Annotated in this window: 26 protein-coding genes; 18 read left to right on the top strand and 8 right to left on the bottom strand. The window is 68.6% G+C overall.

Features of this window, described 5'->3' with window-relative positions:
- Positions 1-14: 14 nt before the first annotated feature.
- On the bottom strand, positions 15-1,244 hold the full coding sequence (serA, locus tag A9977_RS11835; protein ID WP_183025043.1) for a phosphoglycerate dehydrogenase: 1,230 nt from the start codon (positions 1,242-1,244) through the stop codon (positions 15-17).
- A gap of 252 nt (positions 1,245-1,496) precedes the next feature.
- Between serA and ugpB the strand changes: the two genes are divergently transcribed.
- The 10 genes from ugpB to A9977_RS11785 all read left to right on the top strand — a co-directional run bounded on the left by ugpB (position 1,497) and on the right by A9977_RS11785 (position 12,529).
- Positions 1,497-2,807, top strand: coding sequence for a sn-glycerol-3-phosphate ABC transporter substrate-binding protein UgpB (ugpB, locus tag A9977_RS11830; protein WP_183025042.1), 1,311 nt, complete (start codon positions 1,497-1,499; stop codon positions 2,805-2,807).
- A gap of 153 nt (positions 2,808-2,960) precedes the next feature.
- Positions 2,961-3,842, top strand: a complete 882-nt coding sequence (gene ugpA / locus A9977_RS11825; RefSeq protein WP_183025041.1) for a sn-glycerol-3-phosphate ABC transporter permease UgpA — start codon at positions 2,961-2,963, stop codon at positions 3,840-3,842.
- A gap of 1 nt (position 3,843) precedes the next feature.
- Positions 3,844-4,695 (top strand): sn-glycerol-3-phosphate ABC transporter permease UgpE, encoded by an 852-nt coding sequence (ugpE, locus tag A9977_RS11820; RefSeq protein ID WP_183025040.1) that lies wholly within the window; start codon positions 3,844-3,846, stop codon positions 4,693-4,695.
- A gap of 140 nt (positions 4,696-4,835) precedes the next feature.
- Complete coding sequence (ugpC, locus tag A9977_RS11815) at positions 4,836-5,843, top strand: sn-glycerol-3-phosphate ABC transporter ATP-binding protein UgpC (protein WP_183025039.1); 1,008 nt, start codon at positions 4,836-4,838, stop codon at positions 5,841-5,843.
- A 2-nt stretch (positions 5,844-5,845) separates the two neighbouring features.
- Positions 5,846-6,586, top strand: a complete 741-nt coding sequence (gene ugpQ / locus A9977_RS11810) for a glycerophosphodiester phosphodiesterase (RefSeq protein ID WP_183025038.1) — start codon at positions 5,846-5,848, stop codon at positions 6,584-6,586.
- 34 nt (positions 6,587-6,620) lie between these two features.
- Positions 6,621-9,116 carry a DUF3772 domain-containing protein gene (locus A9977_RS11805; RefSeq protein ID WP_183025037.1) on the top strand — a complete coding sequence of 832 codons (2,496 nt, stop codon included), beginning with the start codon at positions 6,621-6,623 and terminating at the stop codon, positions 9,114-9,116.
- A 210-nt stretch (positions 9,117-9,326) separates the two neighbouring features.
- A complete protein-coding gene (locus A9977_RS11800; protein WP_183025095.1) occupies positions 9,327-10,253 on the top strand; it encodes an ABC transporter substrate-binding protein in 927 nt (308 codons plus the stop codon).
- 73 nt (positions 10,254-10,326) lie between these two features.
- Complete coding sequence (locus tag A9977_RS11795; protein WP_183025036.1) at positions 10,327-11,223, top strand: ABC transporter permease; 897 nt, start codon at positions 10,327-10,329, stop codon at positions 11,221-11,223.
- Positions 11,223-12,017: an ABC transporter ATP-binding protein gene (locus A9977_RS11790; RefSeq protein WP_183025035.1), complete on the top strand. Its 795-nt coding sequence runs from the start codon at positions 11,223-11,225 to the stop codon at positions 12,015-12,017. The genes A9977_RS11795 and A9977_RS11790 overlap by 1 nt, the downstream gene beginning before the upstream one ends.
- A complete protein-coding gene (locus tag A9977_RS11785) occupies positions 12,017-12,529 on the top strand; it encodes a GNAT family N-acetyltransferase (protein WP_183025034.1) in 513 nt (170 codons plus the stop codon). The genes A9977_RS11790 and A9977_RS11785 overlap by 1 nt, the downstream gene beginning before the upstream one ends.
- Positions 12,530-12,536: 7 nt before the next feature.
- Here A9977_RS11785 and A9977_RS11780 read toward each other — a convergent pair whose 3' ends face one another.
- Positions 12,537-12,815 (bottom strand): hypothetical protein, encoded by a 279-nt coding sequence (locus A9977_RS11780; protein WP_183025033.1) that lies wholly within the window; start codon positions 12,813-12,815, stop codon positions 12,537-12,539.
- Between the two features lie 105 nt (positions 12,816-12,920).
- Between A9977_RS11780 and hemA the strand changes: the two genes are divergently transcribed.
- The 5 genes from hemA to A9977_RS11755 all read left to right on the top strand — a co-directional run bounded on the left by hemA (position 12,921) and on the right by A9977_RS11755 (position 17,994).
- Positions 12,921-14,210: a glutamyl-tRNA reductase gene (hemA, locus tag A9977_RS11775; protein ID WP_183025032.1), complete on the top strand. Its 1,290-nt coding sequence runs from the start codon at positions 12,921-12,923 to the stop codon at positions 14,208-14,210.
- Positions 14,211-14,298: 88 nt separating this feature from the next.
- Positions 14,299-15,387 (top strand): peptide chain release factor 1, encoded by a 1,089-nt coding sequence (prfA, locus tag A9977_RS11770; protein ID WP_183025031.1) that lies wholly within the window; start codon positions 14,299-14,301, stop codon positions 15,385-15,387.
- The gene (prmC, locus tag A9977_RS11765; RefSeq protein ID WP_183025030.1) at positions 15,384-16,232 is read left to right on the top strand and encodes a peptide chain release factor N(5)-glutamine methyltransferase; all 849 of its coding nucleotides are present in this window, start codon (positions 15,384-15,386) and stop codon (positions 16,230-16,232) included. The genes prfA and prmC overlap by 4 nt, the downstream gene beginning before the upstream one ends.
- Before the next feature lie 67 nt (positions 16,233-16,299).
- The gene (gene grxD, locus A9977_RS11760; protein ID WP_183025029.1) at positions 16,300-16,626 is read left to right on the top strand and encodes a Grx4 family monothiol glutaredoxin; all 327 of its coding nucleotides are present in this window, start codon (positions 16,300-16,302) and stop codon (positions 16,624-16,626) included.
- Between the two features lie 66 nt (positions 16,627-16,692).
- On the top strand, positions 16,693-17,994 hold the full coding sequence (locus A9977_RS11755; RefSeq protein ID WP_183025028.1) for a hemolysin family protein: 1,302 nt from the start codon (positions 16,693-16,695) through the stop codon (positions 17,992-17,994).
- On the opposite strand, the gene A9977_RS11750 is transcribed toward A9977_RS11755, so the two are convergent.
- Both A9977_RS11750 and A9977_RS11745 read right to left on the bottom strand, forming a co-directional pair.
- Positions 17,991-18,635, bottom strand: coding sequence for a lytic transglycosylase domain-containing protein (locus tag A9977_RS11750; RefSeq protein ID WP_183025027.1), 645 nt, complete (start codon positions 18,633-18,635; stop codon positions 17,991-17,993). The genes A9977_RS11755 and A9977_RS11750 overlap by 4 nt on opposite strands.
- Entirely contained in the window at positions 18,632-20,377 is a 1,746-nt protein-coding gene (locus A9977_RS11745; RefSeq protein ID WP_183025026.1) for a proline--tRNA ligase, read from the bottom strand. Before A9977_RS11745 ends, A9977_RS11750 begins: the two co-directional genes overlap by 4 nt.
- Before the next feature lie 114 nt (positions 20,378-20,491).
- Here A9977_RS11745 and A9977_RS11740 point away from each other — a divergent pair, with 114 nt between their 5' ends.
- Positions 20,492-21,148 carry an RNA pyrophosphohydrolase gene (locus A9977_RS11740; protein ID WP_183025025.1) on the top strand — a complete coding sequence of 219 codons (657 nt, stop codon included), beginning with the start codon at positions 20,492-20,494 and terminating at the stop codon, positions 21,146-21,148.
- Positions 21,135-21,635 carry a CNP1-like family protein gene (locus A9977_RS11735; RefSeq protein ID WP_183025024.1) on the top strand — a complete coding sequence of 167 codons (501 nt, stop codon included), beginning with the start codon at positions 21,135-21,137 and terminating at the stop codon, positions 21,633-21,635. The genes A9977_RS11740 and A9977_RS11735 overlap by 14 nt, the downstream gene beginning before the upstream one ends.
- Before the next feature lie 19 nt (positions 21,636-21,654).
- Here A9977_RS11735 and proB read toward each other — a convergent pair whose 3' ends face one another.
- From proB to rplU, 4 genes are all read right to left on the bottom strand, one after another.
- The gene (gene proB, locus A9977_RS11730) at positions 21,655-22,794 is read right to left on the bottom strand and encodes a glutamate 5-kinase (RefSeq protein WP_183025023.1); all 1,140 of its coding nucleotides are present in this window, start codon (positions 22,792-22,794) and stop codon (positions 21,655-21,657) included.
- Between the two features lie 65 nt (positions 22,795-22,859).
- Entirely contained in the window at positions 22,860-23,915 is a 1,056-nt protein-coding gene (gene cgtA / locus A9977_RS11725) for an Obg family GTPase CgtA (protein ID WP_183025022.1), read from the bottom strand.
- Between the two features lie 123 nt (positions 23,916-24,038).
- A complete protein-coding gene (gene rpmA, locus A9977_RS11720) occupies positions 24,039-24,299 on the bottom strand; it encodes a 50S ribosomal protein L27 (protein ID WP_140839925.1) in 261 nt (86 codons plus the stop codon).
- 12 nt (positions 24,300-24,311) lie between these two features.
- Positions 24,312-24,623: a 50S ribosomal protein L21 gene (rplU, locus tag A9977_RS11715; protein WP_183025021.1), complete on the bottom strand. Its 312-nt coding sequence runs from the start codon at positions 24,621-24,623 to the stop codon at positions 24,312-24,314.
- 184 nt (positions 24,624-24,807) lie between these two features.
- Between rplU and A9977_RS11710 the strand changes: the two genes are divergently transcribed.
- Positions 24,808-25,800: a polyprenyl synthetase family protein gene (locus tag A9977_RS11710; RefSeq protein ID WP_183025094.1), complete on the top strand. Its 993-nt coding sequence runs from the start codon at positions 24,808-24,810 to the stop codon at positions 25,798-25,800.

Genomic DNA, 25,800 nt, shown 5'->3' with positions numbered 1-25,800 from the left:
CCGGCGCTGAGGGCTCAGAAAAGGACCCGGCTGCGGATGGTGCCGGGCACCTGCGCGAGCTTCTCGAGCGCCAGGTCGGACGAGGCCGCATCGATGTCGGTGACCACGTAGCCGACCTTCTCGTTGGTCTGCAGGTATTGGGAAGCGATGTTGATCTGGTTGTCCGAGAAGATCTTGTTGATCTCCGACAGCACGCCCGGCACGTTGTGGTGGATGTGCAGCAGCCGGTGCTTGCCCGGGTGCGCGGGCAGCGCCACCTCGGGGAAGTTGACCGAGGAGATCGAGGTGCCGTTGTCGCTGTACTTGACCAGCTTCTCGGCCACCTCGCCGCCGATGTTGGCCTGCGCCTCCATCGTCGAGCCGCCGATGTGCGGCGTGAGGATCACGTTGTCCAGGCCGCGCAGCGGCGACTGGAACTCCTCGTTGTTGCTGCCGGGCTCGACCGGGAACACGTCGATGGCCGCGCCCCACAGCTTGCCGCTCTTGACGCCTTCGGCCAGCGCGTCGATGTCGACCACCGTGCCGCGCGCCGCATTGATCAGGATGCCGCCCGGCTTCATGGCCGCGATCTCGGCCGGGCCGATCATCCACTTGGTGGACGCCAGCTCGGGCACGTGCAGGCTCACGATGTCGCTCTGGGCCAGCAGGTCGTGCAGCTTGGGCACCTGGCGCGCGTTGCCCAGCGGCAGCTTGCTCACCACGTCGTAGAAGGCCACGTGCATGCCCAGGCCCTCGGCCAGCACCGACAGCTGGGTGCCGATCGAGCCATAGCCCACGATGCCCAGCGTCTTGCCGCGGATCTCGTGCGACTGGGCGGCCGACTTCATCCAGCCGCCGCGGTGCACCAGCGCGTTCTTGGCGGGAATGCCGCGCAGCAGCAGGATGGCTTCGGCCAGCACCAGCTCGGCCACCGAGCGGGTGTTGGAATACGGCGCGTTGAACACCGCCACGCCACGCTCGCGCGCCGCGTTGAGGTCGACCTGGTTGGTGCCGATGCAGAAGCAGCCGACCGCGACCAGCTTGGGCGCCGCCGACAGCACGTCGGCCGTGAGCTTGCTCTGCGAACGGATGCCGAGGAAATGGACGTCGGCCAGCTTGGCCTTGAGTTCCTCGCCCTGCAGCGCCTTGGGCAGGGTCTCGATCTGCGAGTAGCCGGCGGCCTTGAGAACCTCGATCGCCGAGGGATGCACACCTTCGAGCAGAAGGAACTTGATCTTGCTTTTGTCGAGGGAGGTCTTGCTCATGAGAGGTCGCGAAAGCCCTGCGATCCGCTCGCAAGACAGCGCTGAAAAGGAGGACGACGATGCTAGCATGGTGCAGCGCAGCAGAGCGTCCGCCGGGCCCCGCCCCGGGTGCCAAAAGGGTTTCCCCGCTTGGCGCGGCCGACACCCCCGTGCGACAAACATGACGCGGTTGTGTCACAGGCACGACCTACGATCAAGCACGGTCTACCATTCGCGCTTCTTTCTGCTTTCAAAATCCCATCAGGAGTCTTCATGCGATTCAAAACGCTCGCCTTGGCCTCGGCGCTCGCGGCAACACTGTTCAACACGGCGCAAGCGCAGACCGAGATCCAGTGGTGGCACTCGATGACCGCGGTCAACAACGAGTGGGTCAACGACCTCGCCAAGCAGTTCAACGAAAGCCAGAAGGACTACAAGATCGTGCCGACCTTCAAGGGCACGTACGACGAATCGATGACCGCGTCGATCGCCGCCTTCCGCGCCGGCAACGCGCCGCACATCCTGCAGGTGTTCGAGGTGGGCACCGCCACCATGCAGGCCAGCAAGGGCGCGGTCATCCCGGTGGGCCAGGTCATGAAGGACGCGGGCGAGAAGTTCGACCCGGCCGCCTACATCCCCGCCGTGGCCGGCTACTACACGGCCCCCAACGGCCAGATGCTGAGCTTCCCCTTCAACAGCTCGACCACCATCTTCTATTTCAACAAGGACGCCTTCAAGGCGGCCGGCCTGCCCACCGACAAGGCGCCGGCGACCTGGCCCGAAGTGGTGGCCGCAGCCGCCAAGCTCAAGGCCAGCGGCCACAAGTGCCCGTTCACCACCGCATGGCAGAACTGGACCCAGGTCGAGAGCTTCTCGGCCTGGCACAACGTCGAGTTCGCCTCCAAGGCCAACGGCCTGCAGGGCCTGGACGCCCGCCTGAAGGTCGATTCGCCGCTGCATGTGCGCCACATCGAGAACCTGGCCAACATGGCCAAGCAGGGCCTGTTCGTCTACAAGGGCCGCGGCAACGTGCCCGAGGCCTCGTTCGTGTCGGGCGAGTGCGCGATGATCAACACCTCCTCGGGCTTCTACGGCAACGTGGCCAAGAACGCCAAGTTCGCCTACGGCCTGGCCCCGCTGCCCTACTACCCGGACGTGCCGGGCGCACCGCAGAACACCGTGATCGGCGGCGCCAGCCTGTGGGTCATGTCGGGCAAGAAGGCCGAGGAGTACAAGGGCGTGGCCAAGTTCTTCAGCTTCATCTCGACGCCTGAAGTGCAGTCCGCCAGCCACAAGCGCACCGGCTACCTGCCCGTCACCACCGCCTCGTACAAGCTGACCGAGGAATCGGGCTTCTACAAGCAGAACCCGGGCACCGACGTCGCCGTGACGCAGATGATCCGCAAGGTGACCGACAAGAGCCGCGGCATCCGCCTGGGCAACTACGTGCAGATCCGCGCCATCGAGGACGAAGAACTCGAACAGGTCTGGAACGGCAAGAAGACCGCCAAGGAAGCCCTGGACTCGATCGTCAAGCGCGGCAACGAGCAGCTCGAGCGCTTCCAGAAAGCCAACAAGGGCTGACGCCTTTGCGGCATTCGCCGCCCCCTCGCACCCCACCCTGCCCTCCCCGCCGAGCGGGAAGGGTTCCTTCCGGTGAGAGGGGGGCTTGCGCCACAGTAGACTCTGCCCGCCGCGCTTTCGAGCCCGGCGGGTTTTCTTTTATCCAGGGTCCCTATGGAAAAACGCGTTTTCTTTCGCTCCGGCTGGTTGCCGTGGCTGCTCCTGACACCCCAAATGGCGGTGATCCTGGTGTTCTTCTTCTGGCCTGCAGCGCAGGCCTTGCTGCAGTCGCTGCAGCAGCAGGACCCCTTCGGCACGTCCATCGAGTTCGTCGGCTTCGACAACTTCAGGCAGCTGTTCGACGACCCGAGCTACGTCGAGTCCTTCAAGACCACTGCATTCTTCTCGGTGCTGGTCGCCAGCATCGGCATCAGCCTGTCGCTGATGCTGGCGGTGTTCGCCGACCGCGTGGTGCGCGGCGGCACCTTCTACAAGACCATGCTGATCCTGCCCTACGCCGTGGCCCCCGCCGTCGCGGCCGTGCTGTGGGTGTTCATGTTCTCGCCCTCGCTGGGCGTGGTGGCCTATGCGCTGGGCAAGATCGGCATCAACTGGAACCATCTGCTGGACTCCGGCCACGCCATGACGCTGATCGTGATGGCCTCGGTCTGGAAGCAGATCTCCTACAACTTCCTGTTCTTCCTGGCCGGCCTGCAGTCGATCCCGAAGTCGCTGATCGAAGCCGCCGCCATCGACGGCGCGCGCCCGTGGCGCCGCTTCTGGACGGTGCAGTTCCCGCTGCTGTCGCCCACCACCTTCTTCCTGCTGGTGATCAACGTGGTCTACGCCTTCTTCGACACCTTCGCGATCGTCGATGCGGCCACCCAGGGCGGCCCGGGCAAGGACACCGCGATCCTGGTCTACAAGGTCTACTACGACGGCTTCAAGGCCATGGACCTTGGCGGTTCGGCGGCCCAGTCGGTGGTGCTGATGCTCATCGTCGTGGCGCTCACGGTCGTGCAATTCCGCTACGTCGAGAAAAAGGTTCAATACTGATATGGTCGAAAAACGCGGAACCCACGGGATCCTGGCGCACGTCGTCATGGTGCTCGGCGTGCTGATCGTCGCCTTCCCGCTCTACCTGGCCTTCGTGGCCTCCACCCACACGGCGCAGGAGATCGTGCAGGCCCCGATGCCGCTGCTGCCCGGCGGCCACATGTGGGACAGCTACAAGGCCGCGCTGTTCGGCCGCGAGACCAGTGCCGGCTCCAACGCGCCGGTGGCGCACATGATGTGGGTCAGCTTCGTGACCGCGATGGTGATCTCGGTCGGCAAGATCGCGATCTCGCTGCTGTCGGCCTTCGCGATCGTCTACTTCCGCTTCCCGTTCAAGAAGATCTGCTTCTGGGCCATCTTCGTGACGCTGATGCTGCCGGTGGAGGTGCGGATCCTGCCCACCTACAAGGTGCTGGCCGACCTGAACATGCTCAACACCTATGCGGGCCTCACCGTGCCGCTGATCGCGTCGGCCACGGCCACCTTCCTGTTCCGCCAGTTCTTCCTGACGGTGCCCGAGGAGCTGACCGAGGCCTCGCGCATGGACGGCGCGGGCCCGATGCGCTTCTTCTTCGACGTGCTGCTGCCGCTGTCGAAGACCTCGATCGCGGCGTTGTTCGTGATCCAGTTCATCTACGGCTGGAACCAGTACCTGTGGCCGCTGCTCGCGACCACCAGCGAGGACATGTACCCGGTGGTGGTGGGCATCAAGCGGATGATTGCCGGCGGCGACGGCCAGAACGAGTGGAACGTGGTGATGGCCACGGCCATCCTCGCGATGCTGCCGCCCGCGCTGGTCGTGGTGCTGATGCAGAAGTGGTTCGTCAAGGGTCTGGTCGACACAGAGAAGTGACCCACCCCCGATGCGGGCTCACTTCGTGTAGCCCGCCTCCCCCTCAAGGGGGCAACACCAGCGGCCTGGCAAAGCCAGATCCGCGGTGTTCCTGGAAAAAGAAATAGCGCCTCGTCGTCGAGGCAGAGATCGAGAAGAACATGGCTGCACTTTCCCTTCGCAACGTCATCAAGCGCTACGGCGTGGGCCCCAAGGCCAACCAAGTCATCCACGGCGTGAGTGCCGAGATCGCCGACCATGAATTCATCGTGATCGTCGGGCCTTCGGGCTGCGGCAAGTCCACGCTGCTGCGCATGGTCGCCGGGCTGGAAGAGGTCTCGGCCGGCGAGATCGCCATCGGCGGGCGCGTGGTGAACAACCTCGAACCGTCCGAACGCGACATCGCGATGGTGTTCCAGAACTACGCGCTCTACCCGCACATGACGGTGTTCGACAACATGGCCTATGGCCTGAAGATCGCCAAGGTGCCGGTGCCCGAGATCAAGACCCGCGTCGACAAGGCCGCGAAGATCCTCGAGCTGGGCCATCTGCTCGAACGCAAGCCGCGCGAGCTGTCGGGCGGCCAGCGCCAGCGCGTGGCCATGGGCCGCGCGATCGTGCGCCAGCCGCAGGTCTTCCTGTTCGACGAGCCGCTGTCGAACCTGGACGCCAAGCTGCGCGCCCAGACCCGCATCGAGATCCAGAAGCTGCACCGCGAGCTGGGCATCACCTCGCTGTTCGTGACCCACGACCAGGTCGAGGCCATGACCCTGGCCCAGCGCATCATCGTGATGAACGGCGGCGTGATGGACCAGTTCGGCACGCCCGAAGAGGTCTACAACCGCCCCGCCACCACCTTCGTCGCCAGCTTCATCGGCTCGCCGCCGATGAACCTGCTCAAGCACGCGCCGGGCGTGCGCCCGGGCCAGATCCTCGGCGTGCGCCCCGAGCACCTGAAGCTGGACCAGACCGGCTGGACTGTGCAGGTCGAGCACGTCGAGCTGCTGGGCGCCGAGCGCCTGGTCTACGGCCGCATCGGCGAAGAGCAGATCATCATGCGCACCGACGCGGCCGACCATCCGCCGACCGCGGGCGACACGGTCCACATCTCGGCGCCGCAGGAAAGCCTGCACTGGTTCGACGCCGGCTCCGGCAAGAGAACCGTCTGACCATGGCGGCGCCCTGGCCCTACCCCCGCTGGGTCGCGCATCGCGGCGCCGGCAAGCTCGCGCCCGAGAACACGCTGGCCGCCTTCCGGCTCGGCGCGTCGCATGGCTACCGCATGTTCGAGTGCGACGCCAAGCTCAGCGCCGACGGCGTGCCCTTCCTGATGCACGACAGCACCCTGGAGCGCACCACCAGCGGCCGCGGCACCGGCGGTGACCTGCCATGGAGCGAACTGTCGCAGCTCGATGCCGGCAGCTGGCACTCGCGCGCCTTCGCGGGCGAGCCACTGGCCAGCCTGGAGAACGTGGCGCGCTACTGCGTGCACAACCGCCTGCTGCTGAACATCGAGATCAAGCCCACGCCGGGCGTCGAACGCCACACCGGCGAGGTGGTGGCGCGCGATGCGGCGCGCCTGTGGGCCGGCGAGGCGATCCCGCCGCTGCTGACCTCCTTCAAGACCGAGGCGCTGACCGGCGCGCGCGATGCGGCGCCCTCGCTGCCGCGCGGCCTGCTGCTCGACACTCTGTGGGACGGCTGGCTGGCCGCGGCGCGCGAGCTGGGCTGCGTGGCGATCGTCTGCAACCATGCGCTGTGGGATGCCGCCACCGTGGCCCTGGTCCACGAGGCCGGGATGCGCGCGCTGAGCTACACGGTCAACGACGAGTGGGCCGCCGAGCGGCTCATCGCGCTGGGCACCGACGGCATCATCACCGACCGCGTCGACCTGTTCAGCCCCGCGGGCTGAGCCCGGCGCCATCGCGGGCTCTGATAATGGCCCGATGAGATCCATTCCCCGCGGGCTGGCCGCCCTGCTGCTGCTGGCGGCCTTCGCCCTGACCGGTACCGCGGCCACCCCGCCGCCGGCCGCGGCTGCGGCCTCGTCCGCCAGCGACGGCGGCACGGCGCCGGCGCCCGAAGTCACGGTGCCCGCGCTGCGCGCGCGGCTCGACAAGATCCCCGAGGCGGTCGACACCGACGACGACGTGGCGGCCCTGGTCGCGCAGACGCAGGACATCGTGGCCCAGGCCCAGCGCTTCGTGGCCTCGCGTGCCGGCCCGCTGGCCGACCTCAACGCCCGGCTGGGCGAACTGGGCACGGCCCCGCCCAAGGGCACGGCCGAGGACCCCGACATCACGCGCCAGCGAACCGCGCTGGAAAAGGAACGCAACGCCCTCGATGCCGACATCCGCCTGGCCCGGCTGGTGGCGGTGGATGCGCAGCAGCGCGGCAGCGACCTGATCGCCCAGCGCCGCGCGCTGTTCGAGGCGCACCTGCTCGAACGCTCCAACTCGCCGCTGGCCGGCGCCTTCTGGCGCGACATCCACAGCGCCTGGCCGACCGACCGCGACCGGCTGATCGCGCTCGAGAAGGAAGTCCGCGCCGGCGTCTCGACCGCGCTGCACAGCCCCGAGCGCGGCAGCGTGATCGCCTCGCTGGTCGGCGCGCTGCTGCTGGCGCTGCTGGGCAGTTGGGCCGCCGAACACGCGCTCACCAAGCTCGCGGCCCGCCGCTTCCCGATGGGCCGGCTGCGGCGCTCGCTCTTGGCCGTGGCCATGGTGACGGCCACGGTGCTGATCGTGGCGCTGGCCGCCCAATGGGGCTGGCAGACGCTCGAGGACGCGGGCCAGTGGGGCCCGGCCGCGCAGCGCCTGGGCGAATCGGTGGCCAATTTCGCCATCTTCGTCGGCTTCGTGATCGGCCTGGGCCGCGCCCTGCTGGCCAACGGCCGGCCCTCGTGGCGGCTGCCGCCGATGGCCGACGCCATGGCCGCGCGCATGGCGCCCTACCCCTGGCTGATCGCGGGCGTGACCACGCTGATCTGGCTCACGACCCAGATCAACACGCTGGTGGACGCCAGCCTGGCCGCCACGGTCGCGACCCACGTGGCCACGGCCCTGGCGCTGACGGCGCTCACGGTCGTCATGCTGCTGCGCCTGCGCCTGCCCGACGCCGATGTGGCTCCGGCCGTCGCCGCGGCCCCCGCGCCCGATACGCTGAAGCCCGAAGAGGCGGCGGCGCTGGCCGGCCGGCCCCTGTGGGTCGGGCTGGTGACCGGCGCGGTCGCGGTGGTGCTGATCGCGATCTGCGTGCTGGTGGCCTTCGGCTATGTGTCGCTGGCCAGCTTCCTCGCGAGCCAGCTGACCTGGACCGGCGTGGTGGGCGCGGCCGCCTACCTGCTGTTCAAGTTCACCGACGACCTGTTCATCGCGCTGCTGTCCTCGCGCAGCAACGCCGGCCAGCGGCTGCAGAAGAGCCTCAACGTCGCGCCGCAGACGCTCGACCAGGCCGCCATCGTGCTGTCGGCGGTGGGCCGGGTCGCGCTGTTCTTCTACCTGGTGATCGCGCTGCTGGCGCCGCTGGGCACCTCGCCGGGCGAGCTGTTCCAGCGCAGCGGCAAGGTCGGCTCCGGCCTCAAGGTCGGCCAGTTCGAACTGGTGCCGGGCGCGCTGTTCGGCGCGCTGGCGGTGCTGGTGATCGGCTTCCTGGTGCTGCGGCTGTTCAAGCGCTGGCTGGACAACAGCTACCTGCCCAGCACCACGCTGGAGCCCGGCATGCGCAGTTCGCTCACCACCCTGCTGGGCTATGTGGGCGGCATCCTGGTGATCGCCTCGGCGCTGTCGGCGCTGGGCATCGGCATCGAGCGCATCGCCTGGGTCGCGAGCGCGCTGTCGGTGGGCATCGGCTTCGGGCTGCAGGCCATCGTGCAGAACTTCATCTCCGGGCTGATCCTGCTGGCCGAGCGGCCGGTGAAGGTCGGCGACTGGGTGGTGCTGGGCACGGCCGAGGGCGACGTGCGCCGCATCAACGTGCGCGCCACCGAGATCCAGCTGGGCGACCGCTCCACGCTGATCGTGCCGAATTCAGAGTTCATCACCAAGACGGTGCGCAACATGACCCTGGCCAACGCCGAAGGCCGGGTGCTGATCCGCCTGCCGATGCCGCTGACCACCGATGCGCAGCAGGTGCGCACGCTGATGCTCGCGGCCTGCGGCGCGCACGAGGGCGTGCTGGCGACGCCCGCGCCCTCGCTCACGCTCGAGGGCATCGAGAACGGGCTGCTGATCTTCCAGGCCATCGCCTATGTGGCCAGCCCGCGGCTGGCCGGTGGCGTGCGCAGCGACCTGCTGTTCGTGATCCTCGACGAACTCAAGAAGGCCGGGCTGCCGATGGCCACGCCGACCACGATGGTGATGGCCGCGCCCGAGCCCGCCGCGGCAGCGGCCGCCGTGGTGCCCGCGACGCCCGCTTCGCCCATCCCCGGCACGCAGACCTGATGCGTTTCGGGGATTCATGCACCGACCCTGTGCGTTCCAGCCTCTAGACTCGCCATTGTCGGCAGCGCATGGCGCGCGCCGGCCTGCTGCGTGCCGCGCCGGTCGTCCAGACCGAAGCGGCATCCAGACGCATCCACGCTTCTTCGGAGACCTTCAGTGAAAAACGCCCTGCTTCGCACCCCCTTCAGCGCCGTGGCCCTGGCCCTCGGCATGCTGGCCGCCGCGCCCGCCTTCGCCGCCGACACCAAGTCGGTGGCCGTGACCGCCATCGTCGAACATCCCGCGCTCGACGCCGTGCGCGACGGCGTCAAGGCCGAACTCAAGGCCGCCGGCTACGAAGAAGGCAAGAACCTCAAGTTCAGCTACCAGAGCGCGCAGGGCAACGTGGGCACCGCGGCCCAGATCGCCCGCAAGTACGTGGGCGACGCGCCCGACGTGATCGTCGCCATCGCCACGCCCTCGGCCCAGGCCATGGTGGCCGCCACCAAGACCATCCCGGTCGTCTACTCGGCCATCACCGACCCGGTCGCGGCCAAGCTGGTGAAGAACTGGGACGCCACCGGCACCAACGTGACCGGCGTGTCCGACCTGTCGCCGCTGGAAAAGCACGTGGCCCTGATCAAGCAGGTGGTGCCCGCCGCCAAGCGCATCGGCGTGATCTACAGCCCCGGTGAAGCCAATTCCGTGGCCATCATCGCCGCGCTCAAGAAGGCCGCGACCGACGCCGGCATGACGGTGGTCGAGGCCGCCGCCGCGCGCACCGTCGACGTGCCGACCGCCGCCCAGAGCCTGGTGGGCAAGGCCGACGTGATCTACACGCCGACCGACAACAACGTGGTCTCGGCCTTCGAGGGCATCGTCAAGGTCGCGCAACAGGCCAAGCTGCCGGTGGTCGCGGCCGACACCGCCACCGTCGAACGCGGCGCCGTGGCCGCCCTGGGCCTGAACTACAGCGACATCGGCCGCCAGACCGGCAAGATCGTGGTGCGCATCCTCAAGGGCGAGAAGCCCGGCACCATCGCCTCGCAGACCAGCACCAACTTCGAGCTGGTGGTGAACCCCGGCGCGGCCAAGCTGCAGGGCGTGACGCTGTCCGACGAGCTGCTCAAGACGGCCAAGGCCGTGAGCACCAAGTAAGCCAGCCCTGCGGGCCCGCTCGCCGCCGGGTGGTGGCGACGGGCCTGTTCTCTTGCCTCGCAGGAAGCCCCCCATGTCCCTCATCGCATCGCTGGGCGCCATCGAGATCGGTCTGATCTTCGGACTGGTCGCGCTGGGCGTCTTCATGTCGTTCCGCATCATCAATTTCCCCGACCTCACGGTCGACGGGAGCTTTCCGCTGGGTGCGGCCGTGGCCGCGACGCTGATCGTCGCCGGCTGGAACCCCGTGCCCGCCACCGTCGTGGCCTGCATCGCCGGTGCCGCCTCGGGCTGGCTCACGGCCTGGCTCAACGTCAAGCTCAAGATCATGCAGCTGCTCGCGAGCATCCTGGTGATGATCGCGCTGTACTCGATCAACCTGCGCGTGATGGGCAAGCCCAACGTCGCGCTGATCAGCGAACCCACCGTGTTCACCATGGTCGACTTCGGCGGCATGCCCGAGCAGTGGGCCAAGCCGCTGTTGCTGCTGCTGATCGTGATCGCGGCCAAGATCGTGGTCGACATCTTCTTCGCCTCCGAAGCCGGGCTCGCGATGCGCGCCACCGGCAGCAATGCACGCATGGCGCGCGCCCAGGGCATCTCGACCGACTTCCACACCATGGCCGGCCTGGCGATCTCCAATGCACTGGTGGCGCTGGCGGGCGCGCTGTTCGCGCAGAGCCAGGGCACGGCCGACATCTCGATGGGCGTGGGCACGATCGTGATCGGCCTGGCCGCGGTGATCATCGGCGAAACCCTGCTGCCCGCGCGCAGCATGGTGATCACCACGCTGGCCTGCATCATCGGTGCGCTGCTCTATCGCTTCTTCATCGCGCTGGCGCTCAACACCGACTTCATGGGCCTGCAGGCGCAGGACCTGAACCTGGTGACCGCCGTGCTGGTGGCCTTCGCGCTGCTGGTGCCCGCCTACAAGCGCAAGCTGGGCGCGCTTTTCAAGGGGAAGAACTGATGCTGCGCGCCCAACAACTCGAGATCACCTTCAATCCGGGCACGCCGATCGAGAACCGCGTGCTGCGCGGGCTCGACCTGGAGATCCCCACCGGCCAGTTCGTCACCGTGATCGGCTCGAACGGCGCGGGCAAGTCGACCTTCCTCAACGCGGTGAGCGGCGACCTGATCGTCGACCAGGGCCGCATCGAGATCGACGGCAAGGACGTGACGCGGCTCAACGCCTGGCAGCGCTCGGGCATGGTGGCCCGCGTGTTCCAGGACCCGATGGCCGGCACCTGCGAGGCCCTGACCATCGAGGAGAACATGGCGCTGGCCTGGAAGCGCGGCGAGCGCCGCAGCTTCGGCTTCGCGCTCAACCGCGGCCTGCGCGAGCTGTTCCGCGAGAAGCTGGCGATCCTCAAGCTGGGGCTGGAGAACCGGCTGACCGACCGCATCGGCCTGCTCTCGGGCGGCCAGCGGCAGGCGGTGAGCCTGCTGATGGCCTCGCTGCGGCCCTCGCGCATCCTGCTGCTGGACGAGCACACGGCCGCGCTCGACCCCAAGACCGCGGCCTTCGTGCTCGAGCTCACGGCCAAGATCGTCGAAGGCAGCCAGCTGACCGCGATGATGGTCACCCACAGCATGCGCCAGGCGCTGGACTACGGTTCGCGCACCGTGATGCTGCACGAGGGCCAGGTGATCCTCGACGTGGCCGGTCCGCAGCGCGACGGGCTCGACGTGCCCGACCTGCTGCGCATGTTCGAGCAGACGCGCGGCGAGAAGCTCGACGACGACAAGCTGCTGCTGGCCTGATGGCGTCGGAAGCCGTGCGGCTGCGCGCGATGCGCGCCGACGACCTCGAGGCCGTGCTGGCGGTCCAGCTGGCCTGTTACGGCGCGGGCTTCGTGGAGGACGGCGCGCTGATCGCCCGCCGGCTGGCGGCCGCGCCGCACACCGGCTGGGTGGCCGAACGGGCCGGCGCCGTGTGCGCCTACCTGGCCGCCTACCCCTCGGTGCTGGGCAAGCTCACGCCGCTGCACGGCGAATTCGAGCCCGCGCCCGCGGCCGATGCGCTCTACCTGCACGACCTGGCGGTGCATCCGTCGGCGGCCGGTCTGGGCCAGGGGCCGTTGCTGGTGCGCCACGCCTGGGCCCACGCGGCGCAGGCGGGCTGGGCGCATTCGACGCTGGTGTCGGTGCAGGCTTCGGTCGGTTTCTGGGCGCGCCACGGCTACGCGCCGACAGCGCCCGCGGGCGTCGAACAGCAGGCCCGGCTCGCCACCTACCCGGGCGACGCGGTGTACATGGCGCGCCGGCTCGGCTGAGGGCGGCTCAGCGGCGCCAGCCGCGCAGCACCAGCCACTGGACCGTGCCACAAACGACCACCAGCGCGGCATAGGTGCTCATCCGGCCGTCGCGCCCGGACAGCACGAGCCCGGCCGCCAGCACCCCCAGGCCCGCCGCAAAGGTGATCGCCCACTGCAGCCACCAGCGCGGCACGCCGGTGCGCGAGGCGCCCAGGAAACGCCCGATCGCCACCAGCACCAGCGCCAGAAAGGCCGCCGGCGCGGCGAAATTCAGCAGGTGATCGAGGGTGTTCAGCAGGTCCATCAGAGGGGAAACGAGGGCCAGGCGGCAAAAATCATGGCGGTCATGGGGAATGCCATTGACCCCCTGGCGGGACCCGGTCGGCCGCTGATTTTATAATCGCCGTCTATGTCAGTCTGGGCCCTTGGGTTGAACCACACGACCGCGCCGCTCGATCTGCGCGGTCGTTTCGCGTTCGCGGTCGATCAACTGGCCCCCACGCTGCAGAGCCTGCGCAGTTCCTTCGCCTCCGGCCGGCACCCGGCGATCGAGGCCGCGATCATCTCCACCTGCAACCGCACCGAGATCTATTGCGCCGCCGACCATGCCGCGGTCGACCACGCGCTGGGCTGGCTGGCCGAGAGCGGCGGCGTGTCGCCGGCCCTGCTGCGCTCCCATGCCTACACGCTGAGCAACGACGCCGTGGCGCGCCATGCCTTCCGCGTGGCCAGCGGCCTCGATTCGATGGTGCTGGGCGAGGCCCAGATCCTGGGCCAGATGAAGGACGCGGTGCGCGCGGCCGAGAGCGTGGGTTCGCTGGGCAGCACGCTCAACCAGCTGTTCCAGCGCTCCTTCGCGGTGGCCAAGGAAGTGCGCACCGCCACCGAGATCGGCGCCCATTCGATCAGCATGGCGGCCGCGGCCGTGCGCCTGGCCGGCCAGCTGTTCGAGGACCTGCGCCAGACCCGCGTGCTGTTCGTGGGCGCGGGCGAGATGATCGACCTGGCCGCGACCCATTTCGCGGCCAAGGAACCCAAGTCCATCACCATCGCCAACCGCACCATCGAGCGCGGCGAGAAGCTCGCCACCCGCTTCGGCGGCACCGCGATGCGGCTGGCCGACCTGCCGGCGCGGCTGGCCGACTTCGACATCGTGGTGAGCTGCACCGCCAGCACCCTGCCGCTGATCGGCCTGGGCGCGGTCGAGCGCGCGCTCAAGCAGCGCAAGCACCGCCCCATGTTCATGGTCGACCTGGCCGTGCCGCGCGACATCGAACCCGAAGTCAAGGCGCTGGAAGACGTCTACCTCTACACCGTGGACGACCTGGCCCAGGTGGTGCAGCAGGGCCAGGCCAGCCGCCAGGCTGCGGTGGCACAGGCCGAAGTCATCATCGCTGCCGGCGTGCAGAGCTTCATGCACTGGCTGGACCAGCGCGGCACGGTGCCGCTGATCCAGCAGCTCAACGCCCAGACCGACGAGTGGCGCGCGGCCGAGCTGGCCCGCGCGCGCAAGCTGCTGGCCAGGGGCGAATCGGTCGATGCGGTGCTGGAGGCGCTCTCGCGCGGCCTCACGCAGAAGATGCTGCACGGCGCCATGGCCGAGCTGCACGCGGGCGACGCCGCCGCGCGTGCGCAGACCGCGCAGGTGGTCTCGCGCCTGTTCCTGCGCGGCGATCCGCGCGGCCCCAAAGAGCGTTAGCGACGCCGGTCCGCCCGGCCGCTGCAGTCGGCCGCTCGCCTTCGTCGCCCGCCCGGGCGGCGCCCCCTCCTCTTTCTTCGTTCCTGCCGTGAAACCCTTTCTGCGCCACCAACTCGAGCGCTATGCGCAACGCCTCGGCGAGCTGGACTTCCTGCTCTCGCGCGAGGACATCATGAGCGACATGGCGCAGTACCGCGTGATCTCCAGGGAGCACGCCGAGGTCACGCAGATCGCCGGCCGCTGGGCCCGCTACACGCAGCGCGAGGCCGACATCGCGGCCGCGCGCGAGATGCTCGACGATCCCGACATGGCCGAGATGGCGCAGGAGGAGATCGCGGGCGGCGAGGCCGAGCTGCTGCAGCTCGAGGACGAACTGCAGCGCCTGCTGCTGCCCAAGGACCCCGACGACGCGCGCAACGCCTTCATGGAGATCCGCGCCGGCACCGGCGGCGACGAATCGGCGCTGTTCGCGGGCGACCTGCTGCGCATGTACACGCGCTACTGCGAGCGCGCCGGCTGGCGCTGCGAGATCGTGAGCGAGAGCCCGAGCGAACTGGGCGGCTACAAGGAAGTGGTGCTGCGCATCGTGGGCGACGACGTGTTCGGCCAGCTGCGCTTCGAATCGGGCGGCCACCGCGTGCAGCGCGTGCCGGCCACCGAGACCCAGGGCCGGATCCACACCAGCGCCTGCACGGTGGCGGTGCTGGCCGAGCCCGACGAGACGGTGGCGGTGCAGATCAACCCGGCCGACCTGCGCATCGACACCTACCGCGCCAGCGGCGCCGGCGGCCAGCACATCAACAAGACCGACTCGGCGGTGCGCATCACGCACATCCCGACCGGCATCGTGGCCGAGTGCCAGGACGACCGCAGCCAGCACCGCAACAAGGCCAAGGCGCTGCAGGTGCTGTCGGCCCGGATCCAGGAGAAGGACCGCAGCGAGCGCGCCGCCAAGGACGCGGCGCTGCGCAAGGGCCTGGTCGGCAGTGGCGACCGCTCCGACCGCATCCGCACCTACAACTTCCCGCAGGGCCGGCTCACCGACCACCGCATCAACCTCACGCTCTACAAGCTGCTGCAGATCATGGAAGGCGACCTGGGCGACGTGCTGGCCGCGCTGCAGGCCGCGCGCGAAGCCGAACAACTGGCCGAGCTGGAATCGAGCCTGCCCGCATGACCGATCTGTCGCAGGCCCCTTCGACGCTGGCCCAGGCGCTGCGCGCCGCGGCCGCGCTGGGCGTGGACCGGCTCGATGCCCAACTGCTGCTGCTGCAGGTGCTGCAGCGCCCGGTGCACGAGCGCGCCTGGCTGCTGGCGCACGACGGCGATGCGCTGCCCGAGCCCGCATGGGCCGCCTTCGCGTCGCTGTGCGCCCGCCGTGCCGCGGGCGAACCCGCGGCCTACCTGCTGGGCGAGAAGGAATTCCACGGCCTGGCGCTGAAGGTCGATGCCCGCGTGCTGGTGCCGCGGCCCGACACCGAGACGCTGGTCGAATGGGCGCTCGAGGTCCTGCGGGAACGCGAGGCCCCCACCGTGCTCGACCTCGGCACCGGCAGCGGCGCGATCGCGCTGGCGCTGCAGCAGGCGCGGCCCGACGCCCGTGTCGACGCGGTGGATGCCAGCGCCGACGCGCTGGCGGTCGCCAGCGAGAACGGCCGGCGGCTGGGCCTGGCGGTGCGCTTCGCCCAGGCCGACTGGCTGGCCGGCGCGGCCGCGGGCTACGACCTGATCGTGTCCAACCCACCCTACATTGCGGCCGGCGACCCGCACCTGCCCGCGCTGGCGCACGAACCCGTGGCCGCGCTGGTGGCGGGCGCCGACGGCCTCGACGACCTGCGCCGCATCGTGCGCGCCGCGCCCGGCCACCTCGCAGCCGGCGGCTGGCTGCTGCTCGAGCATGGTCACGACCAGGCCGGGGCCGTGCGTGCGCTGCTGGCGGCGCAGGGCTTCGAAGACGTGCAGCACCGCCACGACCTGGCCGGCATCGCGCGCTGCACCGGCGGGCGCCACGCCGGGCTTTGAATCCGCCGCGCGGCGCGAAAGCCGGCGCGGTGAAATAATCCGATCAGTCTATTTTCAGGAGTGCCCCATGTCCGACGCCCAGCAACGCATCGACGACCTCGTCAAGACCAACGAACTCGTGCTCTTCATGAAGGGCAACGCCAGCTTCCCGATGTGCGGCTTCTCCGGCCGCGCGATCCAGATCCTCAAGGCCGTGGGCGTCGACACGCGCACGCTCAAGACGGTCAACGTGCTCGACGACCAGGAAATCCGCCAGGGCATCAAGGAATACAGCAACTGGCCGACCATCCCGCAGCTCTACGTCAAGGGCGAGTTCATCGGCGGTTCGGACATCCTGATGGAGATGTATGAATCGGGCGAGCTGCAGCAAGTGATCGGCGCCCCCGCCGCCTGAGGCCGCACCGGCGGGCGCGTCGTGGCGTCCGCACAGTCAGTAACATGAGGGTCTTCCGAGACCCCCATGACACTGACCCAAAGCCTGCTCCTCATCCTCGGGCTCATCGCGGCGAGCGCCTTCTTCTCGCTGGCCGAGATCACGCTCGCAGCCTCCCGCCGCCTGCGCCTGCGCCAGATGGCCGACGACGGCGACGCACGCGCCGACCGCGTGCTGCGCATCCAGGAACAGCCCGGGCCCTACTTCACCGTGGTCCAGATCGGCCTCAACGCGGTGGCGATCCTGGGCGGCGTGGTGGGCGAAGGCGCTTTCTCCCCCTTCTTCGCCGACCTGCTCGGCCGCTGGCTCAGCGTCGAAGCGGCCCAGGGCTGGGCCTTCGCGGCCTCGTTCTCGATCGTGATCGCGCTGTTCCTGGTCTTCGCCGACCTGTTCCCCAAGCGCCTGGGCATGAACGATCCCGAACAGCTGGCGGTGCGCATGGTCGGCCCGATGAATGTGCTGATCACCACCTTCAAGCCGCTGGTGTGGTTCTTCACGCGCTGCACCGACCTGCTGTTCAAGCTCCTGGGCGTGCCGCTGCAGCGCGTCGACCAGATCACCTCGGCCGACATCCTGGCCATGACCGAGGCCGGCGCCCGCGCGGGCGTGCTGGCCGCGCGCGAGCAGCAGGTGATCGCCAACGTGTTCGAGCTCGACACCCGGCTGGTCGGCAGCGTGATGACCTCGCGCGACCGCATCGCCTGGTTCCAGAAGGACGACCCCGAATCGGTGCTGCGCGCGCGCATCGTGGCCGAGCCCTTCTCCGCCTACCCGGTGTGCGACGGCGACATCGATCATGTGCTGGGCTACGTCGATGCCAAGGACATGTTCCAGCGCGTGCTGAGCGGCCAGCCGCTGGCGCTCGACCAGGGCGTGCCGCTGCACAAGGCGCTGGTGGTGCCCGATCGGCTCTCGCTGACCGAGGTGCTGGAGCAGTTCCGCCAGGCGCACGAGGACTTCGCGATCATCGTCAACGAGTACAGCCTGGTGGTCGGCGTGATCACGCTCAACGACGTGATGAGCACGGTGATGGGCGACCTGGTCGGCCCGCAGGAAGACGAGGAGCAGCAGATCGTGCGGCGCGACGAGAACTCCTGGCTGATCGACGGCGTGACGCCGGTGCAGGACGTGCAGCGCGCGCTCGACATCGACGTGCTGCCGCATGCCGACGAGTACGAGACGCTGGCGGGCTTCCTGATGGTGATGCTGCGCCGCGTGCCCAAGCGCACCGACAGCGTGGTCTGGGCCGGCTACACCTTCGAGGTGATGGACGTCGACAGCTACCGCATCGACCAGGTGATGGTGACGCGCACGCCGCCCAAGAACTAGTCCGCCGCGCGGTCCTTGAAGGTCCAGAGCCGCTGGTTGGCGAACACCGCGTCCGGGTACGGCGCCCGCCCGCGGCTGCCGTTGTAGCGGCCCAGCGTGAGGAACAGGTCGCCACGCTCGCGGTCCAGGTAGTGGCGCAGGATCACGCAGCCGAAGCGCAGGTTGGTCTGCATGTGGAACAGCTTGGCGGGATCGGCGTCGCCGATCACCCGGGTCCAGAAAGGCATGACCTGCATGTAGCCGCGCGCCCCGGCGCTCGAGACGGCGAACTTGCGGAAGTTGCTCTCGACCTGGACCAGGCCCAGCACCAGGCTCACGTCCAGCCCGGCGCGCTTGCTCTCGTACCAGGCGGTCTGGAGGAATTCCTTGCGCGAGGGCCAGTCGGCGATCTTCTTCTTGAGCCGCTCGCTCATGTCGCCCAGCCAGCGCAAATAGGCCATCCGCGCCTCGGTGCTCGCGAATTCGGGGATCGGCGGCGCCTTGTTGTGGATGGCCGAACTCAGCGCGGTGCGCACCGAGTCGATCAGCGGCTCCTCGATCTGCGCGCCGGCCCATGCGCCGCGCGGGCAGGCCAGCACCAGCGCACCGGCCGCCGCGCCGCCGAGCAGCTGTCGGCGGGAGGTGGCCGGCGTCAGGCTCATGCGGCCAGGCGGGACTGCAGGAAGCTCAGGGCCGCCGAGGCGGGCACCTTGGTCGCGGCGGTGTCGCGCCGGTGCTGGTACTCCAGCTCGCCTTCCTTGAGCCCGCGATCGGAGATCACGATGCGGTGCGGCACGCCGATCAGCTCCCAGTCGGCGAACATCGCGCCCGGGCGCTCGCCGCGGTCGTCCAGCAGCACGTCGACGCCGGCCGCCAGCAGCTGCTCGTAGAGCGCATGGGCGGCGGTCTTGACCTCGGCGCTGCGGTCCATGCCGATCGGGCAGACCACCACGGTGAAGGGCGCCAGGGCGTCGGGCCAGATGATGCCGCGCTCGTCGTGGTTCTGCTCGACGGCCGCGGCCGGCAGCCGCGTGATGCCGATGCCGTAGCAGCCCATCTCGAGGAACTGCGGCTTGCCGCCTTCGTCGAGGAAGGTGGCGTTCATGTCCTTGCTGTACTTGGTGCCCAGCACGAACACATGGCCCACCTCGATGCCGCGCTCGATGGCCAGCACGCCCTTGCCGTCGGGCGAGGGGTCGCCCGCGAGCACGTTGCGCAGGTCGGCCACGATCTCGGGCTCGGGCAGGTCACGGCCCCAGTTGACGCCGGTCATGTGGAAATCGACCTCGTTGGCGCCGGTGATCCAGTCGGCCAGCACCGCGGCTTCGCGGTCGGCCACCAGCTTCACGGGCTTCTTGAGGTTCAGCGGCCCGAGGTAGCCGGGCTTGCAGCCGAAGTGCTCGTCGATCTCGGCCAGGGTCGCGAAGCGGAAGCCCTTGTCCAGGCCGGGCACCTTGCCGACCTTGATCTCGTTCATGTCGTGGTCGCCGCGCAGCAGCAGCAGCCAGACCTGCGAACCCTTGAGGTTGCCGGCCTCGTCGAGGATGTCGGTGCTCAGCACCAGCGACTTGATGGTGGTGGCGAGCGGCACACCGAGTAGCTCGGCCACGTCGGCGCAGGTGCTCTTGCCGGGCGTGGGCGTCTTCTCGAGCGCCTTGGCGGCCGCGGGGCGCGGGCCGGCCGGGGCCAGGGCTTCGGCCTTTTCCATGTTGGCGGCGTAGCTGCTGTCGGGGCAGTAGACGATGGCGTCTTCGCCGGTGGCGGCGATTACCTGGAATTCCTCGCTCAGGTCGCCGCCGATGGCGCCGCTGTCGGCCGCCACGGCGCGGTAGCGCAGGCCGAAGCGGTCGAAGATGTTGCGGTAGGCCTGGGCCATGACCTGGTAGCTGGCCTTGGCGGCATCGAGGTCGCGGTCGAAGCTGTACGCGTCCTTCATGATGAACTCGCGCCCGCGCATCAGGCCGAAGCGCGGACGGCGCTCGTCACGGAACTTGGTCTGGATCTGGTAGAAATTCTTCGGCAGCTGCTTGTAGCTGCGGATTTCCTGGCGCGCGATGTCGGTGACCACTTCCTCGCTGGTGGGCTGGATCACGAAGTCGCGGTCGTGGCGGTCCTTGATGCGCAGCAGCTCGGGGCCCATCTTCTCGAAGCGGCCGGTCTCCTGCCAGAACTCGGCCGGCTGCACCACCGGCATCGCCAGCTCGACGGCGCCAGCACGGTTCATTTCCTCGCGCACGATGGCCTCGACCTTGCGGATCACGCGCAGCCCCATGGGCATGTAGGTGTAGATGCCCGTGCCGAGCTTCTTGATCATGCCGGCACGCATCATGAGCCGGTGGCTCGCGACTTCGGCGTCAGCGGGCGCTTCCTTCAGGGTGGAGACAAAGAAACGGGAAGCTTTCATCGGTCGTTCGCGCGCTCGGGAAGGGGGTTTGGGCCGCAGGGCCGGGGAACTGGTCGCTTGCCGAGTGCAACCCGGCAGGCATAATCAACGCAGTTCAAAAATTGGGGTTTGATTATGCTCGACCGGGACGGCTTCAGGCCCAACGTCGGCATCATCCTGCTCAACCAGAGAAACGAGGTTTTCTGGGGCAAACGCATCCGCACGCACTCCTGGCAGTTCCCGCAAGGCGGCATCGATCGTGGCGAAAGCCCCGAGCAGGCCATGTTCCGGGAATTGCATGAAGAGGTAGGGCTCCAGCCGGAGCATGTGAGGATCGTCGCCCGTACCCGTGACTGGTTGCGCTACGAGGTGCCGGATCGGTTCATCCGCCGTGACGCACGGGGCCATTACAAGGGCCAGAAGCAGATCTGGTATCTGCTGCAGTTGGTCGGGCACGACTGGGACCTCAACCTGCGTGCCACCGACCATCCGGAGTTCGATGCCTGGCGTTGGCACGACTACTGGGTCCCCCTCGACGTCGTCGTGGAGTTCAAGCGCGGCGTCTATGAAATGGCGCTGACCGAACTCGCACGCTACCTGCCCCGCCAGGATTTCCGCAACCGCTTCCTGCGCAGCAACGTGCGCGCCCGTGAATTCGAGCGCCCGTCGTCTGGTGCAGGCCAAGACCCTCAGTTCGACCTGCCCCCGGGCGCCACCTTCGACCCGGACCCCAATGCCACGCCTGCCAACGACCACCCTGCCCCGCGCAACCCCTTCCATGTCCCGCGCTAGCCGCGCCCTGCTGCTGGCTTGCCTGCTCGGCGGCGCGGGCGGCGGCGCCATCGGCCAGATCTTCCAGGGTCCCGACTGGAAGGAGAGCGACACCCCGCCGCCCCCGGCCTTCGACCTGCGTCGCCTGGTGCCCTTCGAAGTGCCCGCCTACATGACGCTCAAGTTCGGCGTCGACCCCGCCACCATCACCATCACCGGCGACGGCCTGGTGCGCTACGTCGCGGTGGGCACGAGCAAGTCGGGCAACGCGGTCAATGCCTTCTACGAGGGCGTGCGCTGCGCGACCGGCGAGGTGAAGAGCTATGCGCGCTCGAGCGGCGGCGCCTGGGAACTGGTCGCCAATCCGGAATGGAAGCCGATGGCGCTGGTGAACTCCAACTACACCCACGCGCTCGCGACCCAGGGCCTGTGCCGCAGCGGCGCGCCGCGCGCCAGCGTCGGCGAGATGATCCGCCGGCTCAAGAATCCGGTGCAGGAACTCGAATAGCCCTCGCGCCCGGGGCGCGTCAGCGGCCCATGAGCACCATGTTGTCGCGGTGCACCATCTCGGGCTCGGCCGCATAGCCCAGCAGCCGCTCGAACTCGGCCGAGGGCTTGCGGCACAACGTGCGCGCCTCGGCGCTCGAGTAGTTGGCCAGGCCGCGCGCGACCACCAGCCCCTGCGGGTCGCGCACTGCGATCACGTCGCCGCGCGAGAACTCGCCCTCCACGCCGGTCATGCCGATCGGCAGCAGGCTCTTGCCTTCGTCGCGCAGCTTGGCGGCCGCGCCGGCATCCACGGTGACGGCGCCGCGCAGCTGCAGGTGGTCGGCCATCCAGCGCTTGCGCGCCTGGTGCTTGGCGGTCTGCGCGACCAGCAGGGTGCCGATCGCCTCGCCGCGCGTCAGCCGCAGCAAGGCATCGGGCTCGCGGCCCCAGGCGATCACGGTCGAGGCGCCCGAACCGGCGGCCCGCTTCGCGGCCAGGATCTTGGTGATCATGCCGCCGCTGCCGATGGCCGAGCCCACGCCGCCGGCCATGGCCTCGAGCGCCAGGTCACCGGCCAGGCCCTCATGCACGAAGGTGGCGTCGGGGTTCTTGCGCGGGTCGGCGGTGTACAGGCCCTTCTGGTCGGTCAGGATCACCAGCGCATCGGCCTCGACCAGGTTGGCGACCAGCGCGCCCAGCGTGTCGTTGTCGCCGAACTTGATCTCGTCGGTGACCACCGTGTCGTTCTCGTTGATCACCGGCACCACACCCAGGCTCAGCAGTGTCAGCAGGGTCGAGCGCGCGTTCAGGTAGCGCTCGCGGTCCGCCAGGTCGGCGTGCGTGAGCAGCACCTGCGCGCTGCCGACGCCGTTCAGGCGCAGCTTGGTCTCGTAGATCTGCGCCAGGCCCATCTGGCCCACCGCGGCCGCGGCCTGCAGTTCGTTGATCTCGCGCGGGCGGGTGCGCCAGCCCAGGCGCTTCATGCCTTCGGCGATCGCGCCGCTGGAGACCATCACCACCTCGCGGCCGTCCTGCATCAGGCTGGCGAGCTGGCGGCACCATTCACCGATGGCCGCCTCGTCGAGCCCGCGGCCCTCGTTGGTGACCAGGCTCGAACCCACCTTGACGACGATCCGGCGCGCATCGCGCAAGGCAGTGGAAGCGAAGGTGGAGCTCATGGTGCAGGCGAGGCGGAATCAGAAACTCGAAAACGGGAGCGGCCGCGGCCGCCCCGGGGAAGCGCTCAGGCGAAGCGCGGATCGACGTCGACCGGCGGCTGCTCGGCCACCTGCTGCGCCTTGACATGCTGGTAGATGGCCTGGACCAGCGGTTCGCAGCCTTCGCGCGTGAGCGCCGAGATCTCGAACACCGGACCCTTGAAGCGCAGCCGCTTGACGAAGTCCTTGACGCGCGCCGCGCGCTCGTCGGACGCCACCATGTCGAGCTTGTTGAGCACCAGCCAGCGCGGCTTGTCGTAGAGGCCGGCATCGTACTTCTTGAGCTCGCCGACGATCGCCTTGGCCTGTGCCACGGGATCGACGCCTTCGTCGAAGGGCGCGAGGTCGACCACATGCAGCAGCAGCCGGGTGCGCTGCAGATGGCGCAGGAACAGGTGGCCCAGGCCGGCGCCTTCGGAGGCGCCTTCGATCAGCCCGGGCAGGTCGGCCACCACGAAGCTCTGCTCGGGGCCGACGCGCACCACGCCCAGGTTGGGGTGCAGCGTGGTGAAGGGGTAGTCCGCGATGCGCGGGCGGGCATTGGAGATGGCCGAGATCAGCGTCGACTTGCCGGCGTTCGGCATGCCCAGCAGGCCCACATCGGCCAGCACCTTGAGCTCGAGCTTGAGGCTCTTCTTGTCGCCCGGCCAGCCCGGCGTCTTCTGGCGCGGCGCGCGGTTGATCGCGCTCTTGAAGCGCATGTTGCCGAAGCCGCCGTCGCCGCCCTTGGCGATCGTGACCATCTCGCCCGGCACCAGCAGCTCGTACAGCACCTCGCCGGTCTCGGCGTCAGTGATGATGGTGCCGACCGGCATCTTCAGCACGATGTCGTCGCCGGCCGCGCCGAACATGTCGGAGCCCATGCCGTGCTGGCCGCGCTTGGCCTCGTGGCGGCGCGAATAGCGGAAGTCGACCAGCGTGTTGAGGTTGACGTCGGCCACGGCGAACACATGCCCGCCCCGACCGCCGTCGCCGCCGTTGGGGCCGCCGAATTCCTTGTACTTCTCATGACGGAACGACACGCAGCCGTTGCCGCCATCGCCAGCGGCGATGTCGATGAAGGCTTCGTCGACGAACTTCATGGGATGTCCAGTTTACAAATGAAAAGCCCGGCTGGCGACGGTGCGCAGTGGCTGCGGCCAGCGGACGAAAAAATGAAGAAGCCCCGACAAGCGGGGCTTCGGGCCGATCGGGACGACGGTTGCTTAAGCAGCCGGCGTCACGTTGATCGTGTGCTTGTTCAGCGCGCCCTTGATGGCGAACGACACGTGGCCGTCGACCAGCGCGAACAGCGTGTGGTCCTTGCCCACGCCGACGTTGACGCCGGGGTGGAACTGGGTTCCGCGCTGACGCACGATGATCGAGCCCGCGCTGATCAGTTCACCGCCGAACGCTTTCACGCCCAGCATCTTGGGCTTGGAATCGCGCCCGTTTCGCGTGGAGCCGCCGCCTTTTTTCTGTGCCATGGTGCCTTCTCCTTAACCGGCGATCGCGCCGATTTGCAGTTCGGTGAACTGCTGGCGATGGCCTTGACGTTTCTGATAGTGCTTGCGACGGCGCATCTTGAAGATGTGCACTTTGTCGTGCTTGCCGTGCGAGAGCACAGTGACCGTGACGGATGCGCCGGACACCAGGGGCGTGCCGATCTTGATTTCTGCGCCGTTGCCGACTGCGAGAACCTGATCGATCACGATCTCCTGGCCTACGTCCGCAGCAATCTGTTCTACTTTAATTTTTTCGCCGGAAGCAACGCGATACTGCTTGCCGCCGGTTTTTATGACCGCGTACATGATGACCTCTTGATGAAGATGGCTCCGCGGCGAATTCCGCAGAGCCCAAGATTCTAGCACGCCCTCTCCCACGGGGCCAGCGCGTCCAGGCAAGCCTCTCCCGCGCTCTCTATAATTTGGCTTCGCACCTGCGGCCCGCGCCGCTCGTTCTTCACTTCAAGCAGCGCTCCGGCGCGTCACCGTGTTGCCCAGCCCCGCCGCAGACTCCTCCCCGACGACCTCCGTTCTGGCGCTGATTGCAGACGACATGGTCGAAGTCGATCGCGTGATTGCACGCCGCCTCGATACCGGGGTGCCGCTGGTCAGCCATGTGTCGCAGTACATCATCTCCGCCGGCGGCAAGCGGCTGCGCCCGGCCCTGCTGCTGCTGATGGCGGGCGCGCTGGGCTACCGCGGCGAGCAGCGCTTCAACCTGGCGGCGGTGGTGGAGTTCATCCACACCGCGACCTTGCTGCACGACGACGTGGTCGACGAGTCCACGCTGCGGCGCGGCCGGCCGACCGCCAACGAATCCTTCGGCAACCCGGCCAGCGTGCTGGTCGGCGACTTCCTCTATTCGCGCGCCTTCCAGATGATGTTGGACGCCGACAACATGCGCGTGATGCAGATCCTGGCCGAGGCGACCAACATCATCGCCGAGGGCGAGGTGCTGCAGCTCATGAACATGCACGACGCCACGCTCGACGAGTCGGCCTACCTGCGCGTGATCCGCTCCAAGACCGCCAAGCTGTTCGAGGCCAGCACCCGGCTGGCGGCCGTGCTGGCCGGCGTTGACGCCGCAACCGAGGAAGCCTGCGCCTCCTACGGCCAGGCCCTGGGCACGGCCTTCCAGGTCATCGACGACGTGCTGGACTACGAAGGCGATGCCAGCGAGACCGGCAAGAACGTCGGCGACGACCTGCGCGAAGGCAAGACCACGCTGCCGCTGATCCTCGCGATGCAGCGCGCCGCGCCCGCGCAGAGCGCGCTGGTGCGCAACGCCATCGAGACCGGCGACACCACCCAGCTGCCCCACATCGTGGCCATCGTGCGCGAAACCGGGGCGCTGGAAGCCACCCGCGCGGCCGCCGCCGCCGAGGCGCAACGCGCCATCGATGCATTAAGTGGTTTTTCTGCGAATTCGCACGTCCAAGGTTTGCTACAATTAGCGGCTCAGTTGCTTGAGCGACGCGCCTAG

It is taken from the genome of Variovorax sp. UMC13 (assembly GCF_014170375.1).
Lineage (GTDB): Bacteria > Pseudomonadota > Gammaproteobacteria > Burkholderiales > Burkholderiaceae_C > Variovorax.
Note: the sequence above shows the minus strand (reverse complement) of the source record. Positions and strands in the feature narration are given on the sequence as shown.